The organism is Peteryoungia aggregata LMG 23059 (genome assembly GCF_030814435.1).
GTDB classification, from domain to species: Bacteria; Pseudomonadota; Alphaproteobacteria; order Rhizobiales; family Rhizobiaceae; genus Allorhizobium; species Allorhizobium aggregatum.
Genome location: NZ_JAUSUW010000002.1, coordinates 189,949 through 212,482 on the forward strand (window position 1 = coordinate 189,949; position 22,534 = coordinate 212,482).

Sequence of the window (22,534 nt, forward strand, 5' to 3'; positions counted from 1 at the left end):
GCATCCGAATTTGAGGAATAGAAGAGAGGACGGCATCCACGAGAGGACATCCGTCATGCATGAAGTCTATGCGGCATATTCCATCATCATCCTTCAACAACAACTGGGCGGACGCGAGCGCCTGTCCGAGGACGAATTCTACGCCAGCTACAGCGAACCGCCGTGGCGGGGGTGGTCACGGGGCATCCGCGCGCTGTTCGACCGTTCACAGCGGGTGCGGCAGAGAGAGACCATTCCCAACCCCGGAGACAGCCAGGCATGCTGCCTGAAGGAAGCCTGACGCAAAGAAGCCCGACGCGATGCGCCGGGCTTTCCTATTCATCCGAGGAGCAAAATCAGGCGGCGCGGCTTCCGAAGCGCTGCCGATCCGCCTCGACGCGGAACTCCGTCAGCAGGCCGACGAGCTGGTCGGCTTCATCGGCCAGCATGCGCGATGCTGCCGATGTCTCCTCCACCATCGCCGCATTCTGCTGCGTCAGCTGATCCATCTGACCAACAGCACTGTTGACCTCCTGCAGCGCGACGGACTGGTCTCGGCTCATCGCGGCGATTGCCTCGACATGGCCAGTGATTTCGGTGATCTGGCTGGCAATGGTGCCAAGTGCCTGGCCGGTTTGTTGCACGAGCTTGGCACCGGCGCTGACTTCCGTGGAGGACGTGTGGATGAGCGCCTTGATCTCGTTGGCGGCGCGACCGGAGCGCTGGGCGAGTTCGCGGACTTCCTGCGCCACGACGGCGAAGCCCTTGCCCGCCTCCCCGGCGCGGGCGGCCTCGACGCCGGCATTCAGTGCGAGAAGATTGGTCTGGAAGGCGATATCCTCGATGACGTCGATGATCTGCTCGATCTGGCCGGAAGCCTGTTCTATGCGGGTCATGGCCGTGACGGCGTCGGTGACCACCTTGGAGGAACTCTCGGCATTGCGCCTGGTATCCTGTACGATCCCATTCGCCTCGCGCGCCTTCTCGGCGGCGGCGCGGACATTGCTCGTGACCTCGTTGACGGCTGCGGCGGTTTCTTCCAGCGAAGCCGCCTGGTTTTCGGTGCGGCGGGAGAGTTCGTCGGTCGAATGCGCCATCTGGCGGACATTGCCCTGGATCGCACCGACATTCGACTGGATCTGGCGGATGGTATCTTGCAGGCGGGTCAGCGAGCGGTTGAAATCGAGGCGCAAGCGTTCGAGGCCGCCCGTGAAGGGCGTGTCAATCGTGGCGGAGACGTCGCCTGAGGCGAGCCGCTCGAGGCCTGCGGCGAGGGCATGGACCGCGAATTCCACCTGCTGCTCGGCCTCGCGCTTCTGGGCTTCGTTTGCCAGACGTTCGGCCTCGGCAGCGGCGCGGGTCTTCTCGCTCTCCTCTTCGACACGAATCTTGGCGATGGCATTCTCCTTGAAGACGCCAAGGGCCCGGGCCATCTCACCGATCTCGTCGGCACGGCCATCGGCGGCGACGGCAGCGTCGAGGTCGCCGGACGCCAGGCGACGCATGGCGGCGGTGATCTGGTTGATCGGTCCCTTGAAGGTAACGACCAGACCGATGCCTGCGAAGACGGCAATGACGACACCGAGGAGGGTTGCCGTCAACGAGATCTGGTCGACGGCATCGCGGGCGGACCCGGCAGCATCACGCTGGACGGCGGCGAAACGCGTCAGATCCTGCCAGATGGAATCGATGTCGGCAGCGGCAGCCTGATAGGCGGCAAGGCGCTCGGCCGAAAGGGCGACAAGCTCGCCGGCCCGGGTTTCGACAGAAGCGGCGAGTGGAAGGATTGCTTCAATGCGGGTCTTGACGTCAGCGGAGGCCGGCACCTTGCCAGCCAGTCCATCGGCGGAGACCTTCACAGCTGCCAACGCCTCCTCCAGCGCCTGGAGATTGCCCGGGGAGGACTGACCGAGGAAGCGGGCAGCGCGGGAATCGGCGGCATTGACCACCTCGACCAGATCTCGCGTGGCATCGAGCAAAGCGGTCGCTGCGGCCATCGGCTGATCAAGGGAACCGAAAACCTGGGTTGCCTGGCGCGACTTCATCGTCGAAGCTCCCTGAAGCTTGATGCCGGCGGGGCGCATGATGTTGACGGCGCGGTCCACGACGCCGATCGTCTGATCGTTGAAGACGCCGGTCTCCAACTGCTTCCGGATCTGCACGAGACTGTCGGTAATTGCCGAGCCAACGACCTTCTGGTCGACCGGCAGCGCTTCATTCACTTCCGTCGAGGCGATTTCCAGTGCCGGAAATTCGCGCTTGATCAGCTCCATCTTCTCGGCGGGCGTCGCGAGGTTGTTGAAGTCGGAGACGATCTTCGAAATGCTGTTGGCACCGCGGGTCAGCCGCTCGGCCTCGCGCAACAGTCCTTTCGCCTTGGCCTCGTCGGCGGCGAGGCCATCACGAACAGTGGTCGCGTATTGCAGCAGTCTGTCGCGCTCCTCCATCAAAGCCGCGAGATCCGACTCGACGCCCTGGCGCAGCGTCACCTCCTGCTGATAGCTCGTCCAGAGATCAGCAGCTTTGGTGGTGATGGCTGCAGTGCCGGCGATGGCCTTGCGGATCTCCGCCTCGCCTTCCTGTCCGGCAAGACCTTCGGCAGCCGTCGCGAGAGCCGTTGACTGCGCTGCCAGCTCCTGGTCGAGCGCCGACCTCGTTTCCTCATTGGTGGTCTGCAGGAATCGGGTCATCCCGACATAGACCTGCTTGAAGCCGCTCAAGGTCTGCAGAACCGTGTTGGAGATATCCATCCGGCCCTGCAGCATGTTCGACGCGTAGAGGCCGGTGAAACCAACAGCGGAGATGCTGATGACAAAGGGCAAGATGAAAACCAGAACCTTCGTCTGGATCTTGAAGCGTGCCAACAGGCGATCAATGAACATTCTGTTCCCCTCGGTCTCAAACGCGCCGATCTTCCGCCCATTTTTGGGCTAGATCGACTGTGGACCTCGGATCTTAAAGAAATCCTGAACGACCTAATTCATTCATTCTGCAGCATATTCGACAGATCTCAGGCAGGGGATCAAAACAAAGGCGCCCGCTCCTGCCGAAAGCAACAGGTCCGGACATGTCCGGGCCTGCATCGTCAGGACTGCCGCGTCAAGCGGCAGCCCGGCCGGATGCCCCTCGAACGTCCGCCTCGATGCGGAACTGCTGCAGGAGATCGCGCAACATATCGGTCTGGCCGGAGAGATCCTGGGTTGCCGCGGTGGCTTCTTCGACCATGGCAGCATTCTGCTGGGTCATCTGGTCCATGCGCCCGACGGCCCCGTTGACCTCGTGGAGCGCACCCGATTGCTCGCGGCTGGTCTCGGCGATTTTTTCGATGTGCTCGCTGATCGTCGCGATCTGGGTTCCGATACGCGACAGCACCGTGCCCGTCTGCTGGACGTGGGTGGAGCCATTCGCCACCTCTTCGGCCGAGCGGTTGATCAGCGCCTTGATCTCCTTCGCAGCACCGGCAGAGCGCTGGGCGAGTTCGCGGACTTCCTGCGCGACGACGGCAAAGCCCTTGCCTGCTTCGCCCGCACGGGCTGCTTCAACACCAGCGTTGAGGGCCAGCAGATTGGTCTGGAAGGCGATCTCGTCGATCACGCCGATGATGTTGGAGATCTGGCGCGAGGCCTCCTCGATGCGGCCCATGGCCGAGATGGCGCTGCCGACGACGACAGCGGATTCATCGGCGTTCTTCTTGGCTTCGCGGACGACGCCATTGACCATTTCGGCACGCTCGGAGGACGAACGGACAGCAGCGGTGATCTCATCGACGGCGGCGGCGGTCTCTTCCAGGGACGCCGCCTGCTGTTCGGTGCGGCGGGCGAGATCGAGCGCCGACTGGGCCATCTGGCGGCCGTTGTTCTGGATCTGATCGACGTTGCCGGAGATCTGGTGCATCGTGTCGCGCAGGCGGGCAAGCGACAGGTTGAAGTCGTTGCGCAACTGTTCCAGGCGACCATGGAAGCGGCCTTCGATCTCGAAGGAGATGTCGCCATTGGCGAGACGCTCCAGCGCCTGGGCTAGCTTACCGACGGCATGTTCGATCTCTCGGTCGAGCGCCTGCTTTTCCTCGTCATTGCGGCGGCGCTCGGCTTCCGCTTCCATCTGCTCGCGCTGACGCTCGGATTCAATCTCGAGCTTGGTGCGGGCGTTCGTCTTGAAGACGGCGAGCGCACGCGCCATGGCGCCGATCTCGTCGCCACGCTTGTCACCGGCAATGCCTGCCTCAAGGTCACCCTCGGCGAGGCGCTGCATGGTGGCGGTGATGCGTGTGATGGGCCGCTGCAGTGTCAGAACCAGTGCGATGCCGCCGATGACGGCGAGCACGACACCAGCGATCATGGTGCCGATCGACAGGCGGTTTGCTTCCTGGCGTTCGGTGCCGGCCACATCCTTCTGCAAGTCTGCAAACGAGGTGAGCGATGCCCAGATTGCATCCATGGTGCGGCTTGCTTCATCAAAGCTTGCGATCCGGTCGGCGCTCGTCTTGACCAGCGCTTCGGTGTCGGCGGTGAGCGAGGCAAGCAGCGGCGTGATGGCCGCCGTCAGGCTGTCATAGAAGGCCTTGTCGGAGATGCTGCCGCCGAGAACAGTAAGATTGTCGCCGATCAGCCTGATCTGGCGAAGGATCGGCTCGCGCGTCTTGTCGTCCTTCACATTGAGGAAGGTCGCGGTCATGATGCGCAGATCGTAGACATCGGCAATCAGGGTGCGGCTACCGACGAGGATATCGGCGGCCTGCACGGCACTGGTCTCGACCGCTGCAAACTTCTGGACGGATTCGGCGTATTTGGTGGCGGCGCTCTCCTGCAGAATGGCCTGGAAACCGCGGAAGCGGGCGAGGATGCTGCCCACAGTGCGGCCAGCTTCCATGCTGGTGTCGCCTGCTCCAACCACTTTCTTGATCTCATTGATCGCCGTCTGAAGCTCCTTGCCCATGCCCTTGTGCTCGGGGGGCAGCGCATTGGCGATCTTGCGATGAGTCTTGACCAGTTCCGGCACCTGCTTCTGCAGATACGGGAATTGTTCTTCCGGTAGCCCAGCGGAGAAGTAACCATTGCTCACCTCTGCCAGATGACGGGCAGCAGCAGACAGGCGATCCGCCTCCTTGAGTGCGCTTTTGGCGTCGTTCTCGCCCGCGAGAACCGCACGCTGGAGTTTCTGCGCCTCGTCGGACACGCGGATCTGCTGGGCCATGAGGCCCTTGAGGTGTTCCTGGACCGCGGCGGCGAGCTTGACCTCGGCTTCATGCAATTGCCAGAGCGTGTCGATCTTCTGATTGACGGCACCCGTTCCTGATATCGCTTCGTCGAGGAACTTGCGACCCGTACCGTCGGTGCCGATTTCAGAGATGTTCTGATTGAGCGTGGCCTGCTGGCCAGAGAGTTCGGAGACCACGGTGGCGCGTGTCTCTTCGGAGGTGTGATCAAGGAAGCGCGTCATCGCAGTGGTGACATTCTTGAACCCGTTGAGCGAGCGCATCGTGCCGTTGGAGATCTCCATGCGCTGCTGCAGGAGGCCGGATGCATAGAGGCCCATGAGACCGACTGCGGTGATCGACAGGACGAAAGGAAGCACGAAGGCCAGCACCTTGGTCGAAATCGAAAAACGCGAAAGAATTTGATCGATCAAACTAGTCCCTCCAAAAGAGGACGGCGCAATCACTGCGCCCGCCCTTCAAACACATCGACAGAACGACAGTCGTCGTCGCCGTCTACACTCCACTCCACTCCAAAGAGAAGAGTTGCAGTAAAAGTCTCAAGACGGAGTTAAGGCCGGGCTGGGCGTCCCGAAGCGGGAAGTTGATCAACAGCCGAGGAAAGTGGACCACCGATGACGGTGGTGGCCGTGCGCAAAGGCGCGGTCTGGCAGCATGCAAACGCATGCGGGCACTGTCATCCTCAGGGACGACAGGAAACCAGGATCAGCCGAGAAGACCGAAAGCGAGCGCTGCAAGGGCACTGGCAGCGTAGAGGCAGACGATGCTCAGATGGCGAACGCGGGCACGCTCTTCGTCACGGGCACGGGTTGCGGCAATGGCAATGGCACGGGGCTTGCGGGTCTCATGGGTCATGGGGCGCGGTCCTTGATGCGGCCAGGAAAGGTCATGCCCTTGCGGGCTTTTGCCGGCCAGACCTCATGTCGCGACATCTGGAGATGTCACACCGGCATTCGGGCAGGATGACCGACGCATGTTAACAAGCCCTGAATTACCGATATAAGCTTGTCCGAAGCGGGAGACTTCCCTCAAATGTTTTCGCCGACGGCATGGCCCGAGGCCCAGGCCCATTGAAAATTAAAGCCGCCGAGCCAACCGGTTACGTCAACGCATTCGCCGATGAAATAGAGCCCCGGCACGGATTTCGCCTGCATGGTGCGGCTGTCCAGGGCATCCGTATCCACACCGCCCAGGGTCACCTCGGCCGTGCGATAGCCTTCCGAGCCTGCCGGCTTGATCGGCCAGCGGCGGATCCTTTCGGCGAGCGAGGACAGCGCCTTGTCGGGCAGGTCGGCAAGCGAGCGTTCCAGTTTGGCCGTTTCCGCGAGATATTGGGCCAGCCGCTTGGGCAGATGCTGGGCGAGAACCGTCTGCACCTGCTGGCGACCATTTTCACGCTTGGCCGTCTTGAGCTGCTCGGCAAAATCCACCCCAGGTTCAAGCGAGAGGGTGACCTCGTCCCCTTCCCGCCAGTAGCTGGAGATCTGCAGGATCGCAGGGCCGGAAAGGCCTCGGTGGGTGAAAAGCAGTGCCTCGCGGAATCGGGTCTTGCCATGCGCGACATCCGCATCGATGGCGACGCCTGACAGTTCCGACAGTTCGCCCAGAAGATTGGGGTCCAGCGTCAGCGGAACGAGCGCCGGTCGGGTCTCGGTGACAGGCAGACCGAATTGCTCGGCAATGCGATAGGCGAAGCCGGTGGCGCCCATTTTCGGGATCGATTTGCCACCACAGGCGACCACGAGGTTTTCGGCGATAACAGGGCCTTCACTGGTCGACAGGCGGAAGCCGTCAGCGCCCTTACCCACCTCCGAGATCTCGCAGGAAAGCCTCAGATCGACATGCACAGCCCGCATCTCTTCGAGCAGCATGCGGATGATGTCCTTGGCGCTGTCGTCGCAGAACAGCTGGCCGAGGGTCTTTTCATGCCAGGCGATCCCGTGGCGATCGACCATGGCGATGAAATCTGATGGCGTGTAGCGGGCGAGCGCCGACTTGGCGAAATGCGGGTTCTGCGAAATGTAGTTCTTCGGCCCGGCATGGATATTGGTGAAGTTGCAGCGACCGCCGCCGGAGATGCGGATCTTCTCGCCGGGAGCCTTGGCATGGTCGAGGACGATGACCGACTTGCCGCGCCGGCCGGCGGTCAAAGCCGCCATCATGCCGGCGGCACCGGCTCCGATGATCGCGACGTCGTACTTGCTGGCCATGACACTGCTCCCGGGGATCCGTGGTCTGTCTCGACAAACTTATGATCAAAGTCAACGCGTCCCCCTCGCCAAAGCCCAAACTCCGGCTATGATGGCCAACATCAACAACCAACCGGTGAGACATGCCCGCGAAGAAGTCCATGCTGAGACCCCAGAACGCGTCCTCCAAGAAAGCGGCTATCCCGCCGGATCCCGGATCGAAGCGCGGTGTCTCGAGCTGGAAGGAAGCGGCAACCTGGCTGCGGGCCCGCGGCATCGAAGACATCGAATGCATCACGCCCGACCTCGCCGGCGTTCCGCGCGGCAAGATGATGCCGTCGTCGAAGTTCACGTCGAACACGTCGCTGGCGCTTCCCTCGGCGCTCTACCGTCATACGATCTCGGGCGAATATCCTGATGAGACGGAGAACTTCCGCTACGAGCCGCGCGACAGCGACCTGAAGCTGCTCCCGGATCTTTCGACGCTGTCCGTCGTGCCGTGGGAGACCGATCCGACCGCCCAGGTGATCTGCGACATCGTCGATGTCGACGGCAAGAACGTCTCCTATACGCCGCGCAACGTTCTGAAAAACGTGCTGCGCCTCTATGACGAAAAGGGCTGGAAGCCGGTCGTCGCGCCTGAGATCGAGTTCTATCTCGTGGCGATGAATGACGACCCGGACTATCCGCTGCATCCGCCGAAGGGCCGTTCCGGTCGCTCGATCATCGGTGGCCAGGGTTATTCGATCGCCGCCATCAACGAATTCGACGAGTTGATCGACGACATCTACCACTTCTCGGAAAAGCAGGGGTTGGAGATCGATACCCTGATCCACGAGGAGGGACCGGCGCAGCTGGAAATCAACCTGCGCCACGGCAATCCGATCGAGCTTGCCGACCAGGTCTTCATGTTCAAGCGCACGATCCGCGAGGCGGCGCTCAAGCATGGCATCTATGCCACCTTCATGGCCAAGCCGATGCAGGGGCAGCCGGGATCCGCGATGCACATCCACCAGTCGGTGGTCGATGCCAAGACGGGCAAGAACGTGTTTTCCAACCCCGATGGCTCTGCCTCACGGGAGTTCTTCCACTTCATTGGCGGCATGCAGAAATACGTGCCGAGTTCGCTAGTGATGCTGGCGCCTTACGTGAACTCCTATCGCCGGCTAACGCCTGACATGGCCGCCCCCGTCAACAATGCCTGGGGCTATGACAACCGCACGACGGCCTTCCGCGTGCCGGTTTCGGATGCCGCTGCACGGCGTGTCGAAAACCGTCTGCCGAGCTCGGATGCCAATCCCTATCTGGCGCTCGCGGCTTCACTCGCCTGCGGTTACCTTGGCATCATGAAGCAGATCGAACCGACGGCTGCGGCTGAAGGATCGGCGAATGAAGGGTCTGTCGACTTGCCGCGTGGCCTCTTGGAGGCAGTGGCACTTCTCGAGGGAGAAGCCGACTTCCACGAGGTCTTCGGGTCCGAATTCGTCGGTCTCTATGCCGGCGTGAAGCGCGGCGAGTTCGAGACCTTCATGCAGGTGATCAGCCCGTGGGAACGCGAATTCCTCCTGCTCAACGTATGAGGATAGCAATCCGATGACATGGCAAAGCCCGATTGCGCCGGGAATTTCCTGGTATCAGGCGAGCGTCGGCGAGCGGCCGGAGTATCCGGCCCTCGACGGCTCTGTCACCGCTGACGTCGCGATCATCGGCGGCGGCTTCACAGGACTGCAGGCGGCCTACAATCTCGCGCGTCTCGGAGTCTCCGTTGTTCTCATCGAGGGCGGTCGTTTCGGTGACGGAGCATCGGGGCGCAATGGCGGCCAACTCGGCACAGGCCAGCGAGCCTGGCCGGCGGAACTTGAGGCCGAACTCGGTTTCGAGCGGTCGAAGGCGCTGTTCGACCTGGCGGAGAACGCGAAGCACTATCTGCTCGACTTCGCCGAACAGCACGGCATCGACATCGACTATCTCCCCGGGCAGATGAATGTCGCGCACAAACGCGGCTGGGAATCCGACTATCGGAAAGATGCCGAGGTCATGGCATATCGCTACGGCTATCCGCATGTCTCCTTCATGGACCGGGAGGAAACGCATGAACGCATCGGCTCGACCCGTTATCACTACGGCGTTCGCGACACCGGCACCGGGCATATCCATCCGCTGAAGCTGCTGGTTGGTCTGGCGAAGGTCGCGGCAGCGGCCGGGGCTCGTATCCACGAGATGACGTCGGCAAGCGCGATCCGTCAGGCTGGTGGCAAGACTGTCATCGATACGCCGAAGGGCACGATCACGGCGGACCGCGCGCTGATCGCAACCAATGCCTATATCGGCAATCTGGAGCCTGTGACGGCAGCCCATGTGATGCCGATCCGATCCTTCATCGGCGCCACGGAACCGCTCGACCGCTTTCCGCAGGTGCTGAAGGGCTCCGAGGCAGTCGCCGACAGCCGGTTCGTGGTGCGCTATTTCCGCAAGAGCCGGGACGGACGGTTGCTGTTTGGCGGGCGCGAGGCCTATACGGCCGACAGCCCGCGCAACATCTCCACCCATATCCGCCGGCAGATCGCGGAGATCTATCCTGATCTCAAGGACATCGAGATTACCCACGGCTGGGGTGGCTCGGTTGGCATCACCCTGCCGCGCAAGCCATTTTCCCGGGACGTGATGCCGGGTGTGACCTCACTTGCGGGTTATTCCGGACACGGCGTGATGCTCTCCAACTATTCCGGCAAGATGTATGCAGACACGGTGGCTGGCAATGCGCGGGAACTCGATCTGTTGAAGGACCTGAAGATCCCACCCTTCCCCGGAGGGGCCCGCTTGCGCAAGCCGCTGCTCTTCCTGGCGCTGACCTGGTACGCGCTTCGGGACAGGTTCTGACCTTGCATATCCTCGCCGACATCCGCTAATGCGCGTTGCCGGCAGGTGTGTTCCATTGTCGCAGAACACGCTTTGTTCATCCTTCTCGCGACACGGAACGACAAAATCCACCCCATCGGGGTGGCTTTTTTAAATCGATTAGATTAGAACCGGTCCAACCAAATTGCCGAACGAGAGATGCCGCATGAGCAGCCAGATCATCCCCGTTGAACCCTTTGATTACGTCGTCTTCGGCGGCACCGGCGACCTGGCCGAGCGCAAGCTTCTGCCGGCGCTGTTTCACCGCCAGCTGGCCGGCCAGCTGACCGAGCCGACCCGCATCATCGGTGCGTCCCGTACCGCTATGTCCAACGAGGACTATCGCAAGTTCACCCTCGAGGCATTGCAGGAACATCTGAAGGCTGAGGAGCTGGAAGAAAACGAAGTCGCAAAGTTCCTCCAGCGCGTCCACTATGTCTCGGTCGATGCGAAGTCGGACCAGGGTTGGGAAGACTTAAAGAAGCTGCTCGACCAGGGCAAAGACATCGTTCGCGCCTTTTATCTCGCCGTCTCGCCGTCGATCTTCGGCGACATCGCCGACAAGATCCGTGACCACAAGCTGATCACCAAGTCGACCCGCATCGTCGTCGAAAAGCCGATCGGCCGTGACCTCGCCTCGGCGCAGATCCTCAACGACACGATCGGCAAGGTGTTCAAGGAAGAGCAGATCTTCCGCATCGACCACTATCTCGGCAAGGAGACGGTGCAGAACCTGATGGCGCTGCGCTTCGCCAACGCGCTTTACGAACCGCTGTGGAACTCCGCCCATATCGACCATGTGCAGATCACGGTTGCCGAATCCGTCGGTCTCGAAGGCCGCGTCACCTATTACGACAAGGCGGGCGCGCTGCGTGACATGGTTCAGAACCATATCCTGCAGCTGCTGTGCCTCGTCGCCATGGAAGCCCCCTTCTCGATGGATGCCGAGGGCGTGCGCGACGAGAAGCTCAAGGTGCTGCGCTCGCTGAAGCCGATCACCGAGGCGAATGTCGAAAAGCTTACCGTGCGCGGACAGTATCGCGCTGGCGCCTCTGCCGGCGGTGCCGTCAACGGCTATCAGGAAGAACTGGGCTCGGCCTCCGACACGGAAACCTTCGTAGCGATCAAGGCCGAGATCAACAACTGGCGCTGGGCCGGCGTTCCCTTCTACCTGCGCACGGGCAAGCGTCTGGCGACCCGCATGTCGGAAATCGTCATCGCCTTCAAGCCGATCCCGCATTCGATCTTCGGCGATGCTGCCGGTCGTATCGAGGCCAACAAGCTCGTCATCCGCCTGCAGCCGGACGAAGGCGTCAAGCAGTGGCTGATGATCAAGGATCCGGGTCCGGGCGGCATGCGCCTGCGCCACGTCTCGCTCGACATGAGCTTTGCCCAAGCCTTCGACGTGCGCAATCCTGACGCTTACGAGCGTCTGCTGATGGACGTCATCCGTTCGAACCAGACGCTGTTCATGCGCCGCGACGAAGTAGAGGCGGCGTGGAAGTGGTGCGACCCGATCCTGAAAGCCTGGGAAGAGATCGGCCAGAAGGCTCAAGGTTACACCTCCGGCACCTGGGGTCCGAGCCAGGCCATCGCACTCATCGAGCGTGACGGCCGTACCTGGCACGAAAACGACTGAGGCCGGGGTCTATGGCGCATCAGATGAAGACATTCGAAAGCGGAGCTGCCCTTGCGGCTGGCCTCGCTGATACGGTCGCTTCGGCCTTGTCCGCAGCGATTGCACGAAGCGGCGAAGCGACGCTTGCCGTCTCTGGCGGCTCGACGCCCAAGGCTTTCTTCGAGGCTCTGTCGACAGGAGCTCTCGACTGGGCCAAAGTGAAGGTGACGCTGGTCGACGAACGTTTCGTGCCCGAAGACAATCCGCGTTCGAACCATTTGCTGGTGAAGACGCATCTTCTGAAGAATGCCGCGGCGGCCGCCCAATTCGTGCCGCTCTACCGCCCGGAAGCGACGATCGAGGAGGCTGCGAAAACGGCATCCGGGATCGTGCCGGGCATGAGCCAACCCTTCGACGTGGCGATCCTCGGCATGGGGACGGATGGGCATACGGCCTCCTTCTTCCCCGGCGGCGATCATCTTGCCGCAGCGCTTGATCTTTCGCTGCCGCGCCGTGTCATGACCATGGAAGCGCCGGGGGCGGGCGAGGCTCGCCTCACCCTCTCGTTCTCCGCACTTCACGATGCCGGCCTGCTGGTCGTGCATATCGAGGGCGGCGAAAAGAAAGCCGTGCTGGACCAGGCGCTCGCCGGTGACGACGAGCAGGACATGCCGATCCGGGCTGTTCTTGAACGGGCTCGGACCACACCCGACATCTACTGGGCGCCCTAAGGGAGAGCCCTCGCCTGCCGGGGCGTTTCGGCAGGTGATGCGCATAAGACGAGTTTCCCGGCCTGACAGGCCTTTGCGCGATGTGCGCCTCAGCGCCCGCGCCAGATGAGGAGCCATATCCGATGAGTGCAGACCACCGTATTGAAGCCATCACCAAGCGGATTGTCGAGCGATCGAAGCCGACCCGCGAAGTCTATCTTGACCGCACACGCCGGGCGATCTCCAAGGGCGTGCATCGTTCGACGCTGTCCTGCGGCAACCTCGCCCATGGCTTCGCCGTCTGTTCCCCCAAGGACAAGGAAGCCCTGGCCGGCGACGTGGTGCCGAACCTCGGCATCATTACGGCCTATAACGACATGCTCTCTGCTCATCAGCCCTTCGAGACCTATCCTGCACTGATCCGCCAGGCGGCTTCCGAAGCGGGCGGCGTGGCGCAGGTCGCAGGCGGGGTTCCCGCCATGTGTGACGGTGTCACCCAGGGCCAGCCCGGCATGGAACTCTCGCTCTTCTCGCGCGATGCAATTGCCATGGCTGCCGCCGTCGGGCTCAGCCACAACATGTTCGATGCGGCCGTCTATCTCGGCGTCTGCGACAAGATCGTGCCGGGCCTGATGATCGCAGCCCTGACCTTCGGTCATCTGCCGTCGATCTTCGTGCCCGCCGGACCGATGACCTCTGGCCTGCCGAACGACGAGAAGTCGCGCATCCGCCAGCTCTATGCCGAGGGCAAGGTCGGCCGCGCCGAATTGCTCGAAGCGGAATCCAAATCCTATCACGGCCCTGGCACCTGCACCTTCTACGGCACGGCCAATTCCAACCAGATGCTGATGGAGATCATGGGCTTCCACCTGCCCGGCGCCTCATTCATCAATCCGGGCACGCCGCTGCGCGATGCCATGACCAAGGAAGCGACAAAGCGGGCGCTCGCCATCACCGCCCTTGGCAACGAGTTCACGCCCGCCGGCGAGATGATCGACGAGCGTTCGATCGTCAACGGCGTCGTTGGCCTGCACGCAACTGGCGGCTCGACCAACCACACTATCCACCTGATCGCCATGGCGCGTGCCGGCGGCATCCAGCTTACCTGGCAGGATATATCGGAACTGTCCGACATCGTGCCGCTGCTCGCCCGCGTCTATCCGAACGGGCTTGCCGACGTGAACCACTTCCACGCGGCCGGCGGCATGGGCTTCCTGATCAAGCAACTGCTCAAGGCCGGCTATGTGCATGACGATGTGCGCACGGTCTTCGGCCAGGGTCTTGCCGCCTACACGATCGACCCCAAGCTTGCCGACGACGGCACCGTGCATCGCGAGCCGGCAGCGGAGGTGAGCGGCGATCCGAAGGTTCTGACGACCATCGACAAGCCGTTCCAGGCCAATGGCGGCTTGAAGATGCTGACCGGCAATCTCGGCAAGGCGGTCATCAAGATTTCGGCGGTCAAGCCGGAGCGCCATGTCGTCGAAGCCCCCGCGATCGTCTTCAACGATCAGCAGGCGCTGCAGGACGCCTTCAAGGCCGGCAAGCTGGAGAAGGACTTCGTCGCCGTCGTGCGCTTCCAGGGTCCGAAGGCCAACGGCATGCCGGAGCTGCATCGCCTCACGCCGCCGCTCGGCGTGCTTCAGGATCGCGGTTTCAAGGTGGCTCTCGTCACGGACGGTCGCATGTCCGGCGCATCGGGCAAGATCCCGGCAGCGATCCACCTGACGCCCGAGGCGGTCGATGGCGGCGCGATTGCCAAGATCAAGGACGGTGACATGGTTCGTCTGGATGCCGTGGCCGGGACGCTTGAGGTCCTGGTCGATGCCGCCGAGTTTGATGCCCGGCCACTGGCGACCACCAATCTCGACGACAATGAGTTCGGCATGGGTCGTGAACTCTTTGCAAGCTTCCGCCGAATCTCCGGGCCTGCCGATCAGGGCGCCAGCGTTCTTTTCTGAGGCGCGGACGAGAGATACCACGACAAAGGCCGCGAGCGATCGCGGCCTTTTTTGTTGGACATGCTGCGCCCGAAACCTTGGCTGAAGGCCAAGTCGACAACTGCGAAATTAATATAATATATACTTCTAATTTTATATATATTGAAAATAAAATTCGTTCTGAATCACCAAGCTATTCACAGTTCGGCAAAATGGGGCGATCACCCTGCTGCTTGTCTACCTTCGACTGCTCTGCGCACGGAGCAAACTGTGGAAGCTCGACCAAAGGACCAAAACCATGTTCGGCACATCCTCTCACAATCGCGCCCAGCTGCAGTCACTGGAATTGATCACCGCAAACATCATGATTGCGGACGACAAGCTCAACATCCGCTACATGAACTCGGCCGCCAAGGATCTGCTCAAGGAAGCGGAGAGTGACCTCAAGAAGGAGTTACCCCGTTTCGACTTCAACAAGTTGATCGGCAGCAACATCGACATCTTTCACAAGGATCCAAGGCATCAGCGCAACATGCTGGCCAGCCTGAAAGACCAGCACAAAGCGACAATCTGGGTGGGGCACCGAGCCTTTGATCTGATCGTGACCCCGTTGAAGAACGGCACCACGACGACCGGCTTCGTGGTGGAATGGGCGAACGCCAAAGAACGTCTGCAAAATCTCGACTATACGAACCAGATGGCCGCGATCAGCCGTGTGCAGGCAATCATCGAGTTTACACCCCAGGGCGAGGTGGTCTCGGCGAACCAGAACTTCCTCGATGCCCTCGGTTACCGGATGGAGGAAATCAAGGGCAAGCCTCACAGCATGTTCGTGGATGCCGACTATGCGCGCAGCCCCGACTATGAGGCGTTCTGGACGCAGCTCAGGGCCGGCAAGTTCCAGGCTGCGGAGTTCACCCGCTATGGCAAGGGCGGCAAGAAGGTCGTGATCAATGCGTCCTACAATCCGATTCTTGACGATCGCGGGCGCGTGACCAAGGTGGTGAAGTATGCAACCGATGTGACCGAGCGCGTGAATGCGGTGGACACAATCGGCGGGGCACTGAGCCGGCTGGCGAATGGTGATGTGAGCTTTATACTCGACAAGGCCTTCGCGCCCGACTTCGAAGCGCTGCGCACAAATCTGAATGAGGCCGTCTCGCAGCTGGCATCAACCCTCGGCGCGGTTGCCCGCTCGACCGACCAGATCGACAGCGGCAGCCGAGAGATCAGTTCGAGTGCCGAGGATCTCTCCAAGCGTACGGAGCAGCAGGCAGCGTCGCTTGAAGAAACGGCTGCGGCGCTGGACCAGATCACCGTCAACGTCAACAATGCCTCGAAGCGGGCAGAGGAAGCCCGCCACGCGACCCAGGCCGCCGACACCAGCGCCACACGATCCGGCCAGATTGTCGCAGAGGCCGTCGGGGCCATGGCGCGGATCGAGCAGTCTTCGAACCAGATCTCCAACATCATTGGCGTCATCGATGAAATCGCCTTTCAGACGAATCTGCTTGCACTCAATGCCGGCGTCGAGGCGGCCCGTGCCGGCGAAGCCGGCAAAGGCTTTGCCGTTGTTGCCCAGGAAGTGCGCGAACTGGCGCAGCGATCAGCCCAGGCAGCAAAGGAGATCAAGGACCTGATCCGCAACTCGTCGGAAGAGGTTAAGAATGGAGTAAAACTGGTCAGCGAGACCGGCGAGGCCCTGAGGACAATCCAGGACAACATCGTGGCGGTAAACGATCACATGCAGGCCATTGCCAGCTCCGCGCGCGAACAGGCCACCGGCCTGTCCGAGGTGAATTCGGCGGTCAACCAGATGGATCAGGTCACGCAGCAGAACGCCGCGATGGTCGAAGAATCGAATGCGGCGAGCGCGACATTGGCGAACGAAACGCAACGCCTGCGCCAGTTCATTTCCCGCTTCACGCTCGGCAAGCATTACAGCGGCAAGCTCGCACCTGCCGCTGCAAGCCACGCCGCGCCGCGGGTCGCCACACCCGCCGCACCAACGAGCGCGCCGCAGCGAGCGCCGGCGCGTCCGGCGCCAGCGCTCGGAAACGCTGCCATCAAGCAGGACGAATGGCAGGAGTTCTAAGACACGGACCTGTCGCGCGCCTTCCCCAGCGAACCTGAAAACGGGAGCTGTGAGGAAGGCGGCTGACATCAATGCAGCACCTGCGGCGATGATGTCACCCACGCTGATCCGGGTCATTCAGACCACACGGACCATGGCAATTGCAGCCAGCGTCCAATGGACAGGAAGAAAGAAGGCCTCCGTGACTTGTCTCGGAGGCCTTGTCGTCAGAGCATCGCCATGTATTTCGGGAGATCGCGCATGCTGGGCACGACAATGAGCGTTTGCACATGCCCCCGCTTGTAGGCGTTGAGAAAACGGTTGTAGTCCTCGAACACCACGCATCCGGAGCTGTCGCCTCGACGGCGGAGCAGGTAGGTGTGGGTGAGGAAGCCGTCACGATTGTACATCTTGGCGTCACCGACCGGGTTCATGCGGATCGCCTCGATGCCGTGAAAGCGGGCTTCACGCATGCGCAGGCTGTAGACGTTCGGCGGTGTGGGCCCGAGGTTTTTCACATGAACGTATTTCGGATTGTCACGCATGTGACCTCGACCGGAATGGGCTCGCAGTTTCTCGCCGTTTGGCATATGCACCACGGCATCCTCGATCACATAGACCGCGATGCGGCTGCCCGGACCGGGCAGGCTGTTCTTGCGGTTGAAGATGCCCCCTGCCCCGTCATCCGTGGTGATCGGATTGTCCGGCTTGGCATAGGCCAGCATGTTCATCAGAGTTTTCTTCGGCTTCTCCGAAGCAGCCGCCGCAGGCGGCGCCTCGGGCGCCGGGATACGCTCGACACGCGGTTTTGCCTGCGGCTTGGCGCCGGGAACCGGGCCGTCATCCGGAAGGGCTCCGTGATCCTCGCCCTGGGGCTCGGACAGAAGTTCCTCGAAGGGCTCCTCACGCGGATCGGCAGCCGCCATGATCTCCGGCGCAGACGGCACTGCGGCATAGCCGAGGGCAACGGGCGCTGATGCGGTTGGTTCACGGGAGATGGACGCCGTCACGACGGGATCGACATCGTCCAACCCGCTGCGACGTTCATGGGCAACGGATGCCAAGGCGGCCTGCTGTCGCCCGGCTTCCGCCCTCACCAGCGCCTCGCGCAGAACGGCCAGGGCCTGGGAGTCTGTGACGCTTTCGACACGGGCGAGCAGGAGACGATCGGACTTGTCGACCTCGGCAAGGCGCATGGCCGCCGGCAGCATCAGCAGACCAAGGTGATCGGTCGCGGCGATGGCCTCGGCGAAGCGATCGCGCATCTCCTCGATGGCCGCAAAGTCGGGCGCATCCGCCGACAGAACGCGTAGCGGAAACGGCTTGACCAGCGTAATGTCCGGCCTTGGCAGATTATGGCCGGCGACGGCCGGGACTTCGATGCTGGACGACGACAGGCCCTTGAAGACGGCGAGGCTCGCTGTGCCCCAGAAGAGGCAGGCCAGTCCAATGCCCAAGACCGTCGGCAGGCTGGAGCCGCGCTTCTTTCTGCGCGACTTCATCATTTGTACGGCGACGCCATTGCCGCCGGTGACCTTACGGGTCGAGGACGCCATGATACTTGAACTCGCTTACCAAGACTCTGGGAGCCGGCGACCTAGCAGCGGAAGCCGACCTTACTGAGACAGGGTTGTGGCAATGCCGTCCTGTCGACTGCCCTAAAGAATGAAGAAGTTTGGTAACCAAGAGGTTTACGCCGGGCGGATTCTGTCACATTCCGAACGCCCGGCGCGAAATAGTTTCAGACGTGACGGGTTAACCCGCCGTCGACCTTCAGGTTCTGACCGGTGATGTAGGCTGCTCCATCAGAGGCCAGGAAGGCGATTGTGGCCGCGATTTCCTCGCTCGTGCCGTAGCGTTTCATCGGCACGCCATCCCGCCGCTCCTCGGTCGCCGGCAGGCTGTCGATCCAACCGGGGAGGACATTGTTCATGCGGATGTTTTCCGCCGCATAGGTGTCTGCGAAGATCTTGGTGAAGGATGCGAGGCCGGCGCGGAAGACGGCCGATGTCGGGAACATCGACGATGGCTCGAAGGCCCAGGCGGTGGAGATGTTGATGATGACGCCGGATTTCTGCCGCTGCATGATCGGCGTGACGAGACGGGTGGGACGGATGACATTGAGCAGGTAGACATCCATGCCCTTCACCCATTGCTCATCGGTGATTTCCAGGATCTGCGCACGGGGCCCGTGGCCGGCGCTGTTGACCAGGACGTCGATCCGGCCATAGCGCTCCATGGTGCCGTCGACGAGACGCGCGATGTCCTCCGGAGACTGATTGGAGCCCGTCACACCGAAGCCGCCGAGTTCGGCGGCCAGCGCCTCCCCCTTGCCGGAGGAGGAGAGGATGGCGACCTTGAAGCCATCGGCGGCAAGCCGGCGCGCGGCCGCTGCCCCCATGCCGCTTCCCCCTGCCGTGACGATGGCTACCTTCTGACTGGTCATTCGATATTCTCCCTTGAATGTGTCCGGAAGATCGAAGGTCCTGTTGCCGAAGTCCAGTCAGAAATGCTGAAGGCCGGTGCAGCTTGCGCCACACCGGCCTTCTGAAACGGGATAGCAGCCTTTACCAGCTGCGGACGTCGAGCACGCGGTCCTTGTGGGCCGGATGGGTGGAGAAGACGAAGATGCGGTCCAGCTCCTTCTGCGTCAGCAGGCGCAGGAAGCGGATCTCGGCGGTGTTGTTGGCAAAGGTCTTCATCAGGACGGCACCCACCTTGGTGATGCGGGCGTCCGGGATGTCGAGATAGAACTGCTTGGGCAGATTGACCTGGGTGATGAGGGCGACCACCGCACCGCTCATGGAGATCCGGATGACGTCGCAACGGCGGGCGGCCATATGTGTCATGCCGTTCTCGGTGTATTCCAGACGTCCGGCATTCATGGTGTCCTCCATGCGGTACCGGTTCTCCCGGTCATACATGAAGGATTCTTCCTTCTTCAGGAAATGAGACCCGCCGTTTGCCGTTCTCATCGTTGCTGCCCTCGTCATTATTCCCACTACTTATGGGGGGAAAAGCTAGCAGGGACAGCTTAACAGTCGGTTTTGGTTCCATGGCCATTCGCTGCAACAAAAAGCCCTGTTCCCGATAAGGATAACAGGGCCTTAAGCGGATCGAGGCCGTAACCGTCATCAGCTGCGATAGGTCTGCCCCGACGCATCGAAGAGATGCAGTTTCGTCTTGTCAGCAGAGAAGCGCAGGCTCTGGCCCTTCTTCACGTCGACAATGCCTGGAAGCTTGACGACAACAGGCTCTTCCTCGACCGGCCCGTTGACGTAAAGCAGCGTGACCTCGCCCAATGCCTCGACGATCTCGACCGTGCCTTCGAAGAGGAAATCCTCGCCCGTGGCAATCGCGAGGTCCTCCGGGCGAACGCCGAAGCTGGCAGCCTTGCCCTGTTCCGAAGAACCCGTTGCAACATCGACAGTAACTTCGGAGCCGTCCTTCAGCCTGATGCGGGTCGCGTCCCCGGTTCCGGTCACTGTGACCGGCATGATGTTCATGGCCGGCGAGCCGATGAAACGGGCGACGAAGAGGTTGGAGGGGCGCTCATAAAGTTCGAGCGGCGGGCCAACCTGCTCGATACGCCCTGCCGAGAGCACCACGATCCGGTCCGCCAGCGTCATCGCTTCGACCTGGTCGTGCGTGACGTAGATCATCGTCGTGTCTGGCATGCTGTCGTTGAGCTTGGATATCTCGATGCGGGTTGCCACGCGCAGGGCTGCATCGAGGTTCGACAGGGGTTCGTCGAAAAGGAAGACCTTAGGATCACGGCAGATGGCGCGACCGATGGCGACACGCTGACGCTGGCCACCGGAAAGCGCCTTCGGCAGGCGGTCGAGATAAGGGCCGAGCTGCAGGATGTTGGCGGCCGAGCGGACGCGGCGGTCGATCTCTTCCTTGTTTTCGCCCGCGATGCGCATGCCGAAGGCCATGTTGTCATAGACTGTCATATGCGGATAGAGCGCGTAGGACTGGAAGACCATGGCGATACCGCGCTTGGAAGGCGGCACATCGTTGACGAGCTGGCCGTCGATATACATCTCGCCGCTGGTGATATCCTCAAGGCCAGCGATCATGCGCAAGAGCGTTGACTTGCCGCAACCCGAGGGGCCGACGAAGACCACGAACTCGCCTTCCTTGATCTCCAGATCGATGCCGTGCAGGACCTTGACCTGCCCGTATGCCTTGCGGATGTCCTTGAGAACCAGACCCGTCATGCTTTCCTCCCCTGTCAGGCGTGACGCGCGAAATAGGCGCCCCAAGCCGGCAACTCTACCTTGTTATCGTTGACTGCACTCTCAAAACCATGGCCTTCAAGCGCGATCCATTCCCCCGTCGGCAAGGCGATCGAGGTCGGTTCTGCGGTCATGTTGAAGACGCAGAGCAGCCTCTCGTTGCCGAAGGCGCGCGTATAGACCAGCTGGCCGTCGCCAGCGTCGTGGAACGTGATGTCGCCCTTGGCAAAGGCCGGATACTGGCGGCGGAAGGTGAGGAAGCGACGGTAGTGCTCGAGCACAGACTCCGGCTTGCCGACCTGGGTATTGACCGCGCGAAGCCCATGTTCGACCGGGATAGGCAACCATGTCTTCTGCGCTGTCGAGAACCCCGCCTGGGTCGCGTGGTCATCCCAGACCATCGGCGTGCGGCAGCCATCGCGGCCCTTGAATTCCGGCCAGAACTGGATGCCGTAAGGGTCCTGCAGATCTTCGAATGCAATCTCGGCCTCCGTGAGGCCAAGCTCTTCGCCCTGATAGATGCAAACCGAGCCGCGCTGAGTGAGCAGCAGGGCAGAGCTCATCTTGGCATAAGCGTCGCGGTCGACAACCGTTGCACCCCAACGGGACACGTGGCGCACGACGTCATGGTTCGAGAAGGCCCAGCAAGCCCAGCCTTCGGGTGCCGCCGTGGCGAAGGCGTTCTGGGTGTTTTGTACCACTGCAGGGGTGAGCGGCTCGGGCGCCAGGAATTCGAAGGCATAGCACATCTGCATCTTGTCGTTGCCGGAGGTGTATTCGCCGACGATCTCCAGACCGCGCTGGCTATCACCGACTTCACCGACGGCCGCGATCGCCGGATACTCGTCCAGAAGCGCACGGAAGCGTTTCAGGAAGGCGATGTTTTCCGGGCGGTTCTTGTCGTAGATGTGTTCCTGGAAATTGTACGGGTTGACGGCCGGTGCGGTCGAGGCATTGCGGCGCTCGGGTGCCAGCGGCGGATTGTCCCTGAGTTCCTTGTCGTGGAAATAGAAGTTGATCGTGTCGAGACGGAAACCATCGACACCGCGCTCCAGCCAGAAGCGGGTGGCGGAAAGCAGAGCATCCTGCACTTCCGGATTATGCAGGTTCATGTCCGGCTGCGAGGTCAGGAAGTTGTGCATGTAGTACTGCATGCGGGTCGGATCCCACTGCCAGGCAGAACCGCCGAAGATCGACAACCAGTTGTTGGGCGGCGTGCCGTCCGGCTTCGAATCGGCCCAGACATACCAGTCGGCCTTGGGATTGACGCGGCTCGAACGGCTTTCGACGAACCAGGCATGCTGGTCCGACGAGTGCGAGATCACGAGGTCGATCATCACCCGGATACCGAGGCGATGGGCTTCGGCGATCAGGCCGTCGAAATCGGCGAGCGAACCGAACATCGGATCCACGTCGACATAGTTCGAGACGTCATAGCCGAAGTCCTTCATCGGCGAGGCGAAGAAGGGCGAGATCCAGATCGCATCGGCGCCGAGGTCGGCGATATGCGCCAGACGGGCGGTGATGCCCTTCAGGTCACCGATACCGTCACCGTTGGAATCCTGGTAGGAGCGCGGGTAGATCTGATAGATCACCGCACCGCGCCACCAATCCTTGTCGGCGACCAGCGTCGATTGCGTCGTGGAACTCATTCTTTATCCTCGTAGATG

At 61.7% G+C, this 22,534-nt stretch carries 16 protein-coding genes; 7 read left to right on the forward strand and 9 right to left on the reverse strand.

From position 1 onward, the window contains the following. Positions 1-55: 55 nt before the first annotated feature. Positions 56-280 (forward strand): hypothetical protein, encoded by a 225-nt coding sequence (locus J2045_RS03825; protein WP_307369590.1) that lies wholly within the window; start codon positions 56-58, stop codon positions 278-280. Between the two features lie 55 nt (positions 281-335). On the opposite strand, the gene J2045_RS03830 is transcribed toward J2045_RS03825, so the two are convergent. The 4 genes from J2045_RS03830 to J2045_RS03845 form a co-directional block, all read right to left on the reverse strand. Then, entirely contained in the window at positions 336-2,861 is a 2,526-nt protein-coding gene (locus J2045_RS03830) for a methyl-accepting chemotaxis protein (RefSeq protein ID WP_307369592.1), read from the reverse strand. A 217-nt stretch (positions 2,862-3,078) separates the two neighbouring features. Then, complete coding sequence (locus J2045_RS03835) at positions 3,079-5,607, reverse strand: methyl-accepting chemotaxis protein (RefSeq protein WP_307369594.1); 2,529 nt, start codon at positions 5,605-5,607, stop codon at positions 3,079-3,081. 292 nt (positions 5,608-5,899) lie between these two features. Beyond that, entirely contained in the window at positions 5,900-6,049 is a 150-nt protein-coding gene (locus tag J2045_RS03840; RefSeq protein WP_307369596.1) for a hypothetical protein, read from the reverse strand. Positions 6,050-6,222: 173 nt separating this feature from the next. Further along, positions 6,223-7,404 (reverse strand): BaiN/RdsA family NAD(P)/FAD-dependent oxidoreductase, encoded by a 1,182-nt coding sequence (locus tag J2045_RS03845; RefSeq protein WP_307369598.1) that lies wholly within the window; start codon positions 7,402-7,404, stop codon positions 6,223-6,225. A gap of 122 nt (positions 7,405-7,526) precedes the next feature. Between J2045_RS03845 and J2045_RS03850 the strand changes: the two genes are divergently transcribed. From J2045_RS03850 to J2045_RS03875, 6 genes are all read left to right on the forward strand, one after another. Further along, the gene (locus tag J2045_RS03850) at positions 7,527-8,963 is read left to right on the forward strand and encodes a glutamine synthetase family protein (RefSeq protein WP_166600702.1); all 1,437 of its coding nucleotides are present in this window, start codon (positions 7,527-7,529) and stop codon (positions 8,961-8,963) included. Between the two features lie 13 nt (positions 8,964-8,976). Then, positions 8,977-10,263 carry an NAD(P)/FAD-dependent oxidoreductase gene (locus tag J2045_RS03855; RefSeq protein ID WP_307369602.1) on the forward strand — a complete coding sequence of 429 codons (1,287 nt, stop codon included), beginning with the start codon at positions 8,977-8,979 and terminating at the stop codon, positions 10,261-10,263. A 184-nt stretch (positions 10,264-10,447) separates the two neighbouring features. Continuing rightward, a complete protein-coding gene (zwf, locus tag J2045_RS03860; protein ID WP_307369604.1) occupies positions 10,448-11,920 on the forward strand; it encodes a glucose-6-phosphate dehydrogenase in 1,473 nt (490 codons plus the stop codon). Positions 11,921-11,931: 11 nt separating this feature from the next. Next, the gene (pgl, locus tag J2045_RS03865; RefSeq protein WP_307369607.1) at positions 11,932-12,630 is read left to right on the forward strand and encodes a 6-phosphogluconolactonase; all 699 of its coding nucleotides are present in this window, start codon (positions 11,932-11,934) and stop codon (positions 12,628-12,630) included. A gap of 122 nt (positions 12,631-12,752) precedes the next feature. Next, positions 12,753-14,570 (forward strand): phosphogluconate dehydratase, encoded by a 1,818-nt coding sequence (gene edd / locus J2045_RS03870; RefSeq protein ID WP_307369609.1) that lies wholly within the window; start codon positions 12,753-12,755, stop codon positions 14,568-14,570. Between the two features lie 277 nt (positions 14,571-14,847). After that, positions 14,848-16,644, forward strand: coding sequence for a methyl-accepting chemotaxis protein (locus tag J2045_RS03875; protein ID WP_307369613.1), 1,797 nt, complete (start codon positions 14,848-14,850; stop codon positions 16,642-16,644). Positions 16,645-16,850: 206 nt separating this feature from the next. On the opposite strand, the gene J2045_RS03880 is transcribed toward J2045_RS03875, so the two are convergent. The 5 genes from J2045_RS03880 to bglA all read right to left on the reverse strand — a co-directional run bounded on the left by J2045_RS03880 (position 16,851) and on the right by bglA (position 22,516). After that, positions 16,851-18,179: a DUF2778 domain-containing protein gene (locus J2045_RS03880; protein WP_307369615.1), complete on the reverse strand. Its 1,329-nt coding sequence runs from the start codon at positions 18,177-18,179 to the stop codon at positions 16,851-16,853. A gap of 185 nt (positions 18,180-18,364) precedes the next feature. After that, positions 18,365-19,069 carry an SDR family oxidoreductase gene (locus J2045_RS03885; RefSeq protein WP_307369617.1) on the reverse strand — a complete coding sequence of 235 codons (705 nt, stop codon included), beginning with the start codon at positions 19,067-19,069 and terminating at the stop codon, positions 18,365-18,367. A 121-nt stretch (positions 19,070-19,190) separates the two neighbouring features. Next, the gene (locus J2045_RS03890; RefSeq protein ID WP_307369619.1) at positions 19,191-19,598 is read right to left on the reverse strand and encodes a hypothetical protein; all 408 of its coding nucleotides are present in this window, start codon (positions 19,596-19,598) and stop codon (positions 19,191-19,193) included. Between the two features lie 159 nt (positions 19,599-19,757). After that, positions 19,758-20,846, reverse strand: coding sequence for an ABC transporter ATP-binding protein (locus J2045_RS03895; RefSeq protein WP_307369620.1), 1,089 nt, complete (start codon positions 20,844-20,846; stop codon positions 19,758-19,760). Between the two features lie 14 nt (positions 20,847-20,860). Next, positions 20,861-22,516 (reverse strand): beta-galactosidase BglA, encoded by a 1,656-nt coding sequence (bglA, locus tag J2045_RS03900; protein ID WP_307369622.1) that lies wholly within the window; start codon positions 22,514-22,516, stop codon positions 20,861-20,863. Positions 22,517-22,534 lie beyond the last annotated feature (18 nt).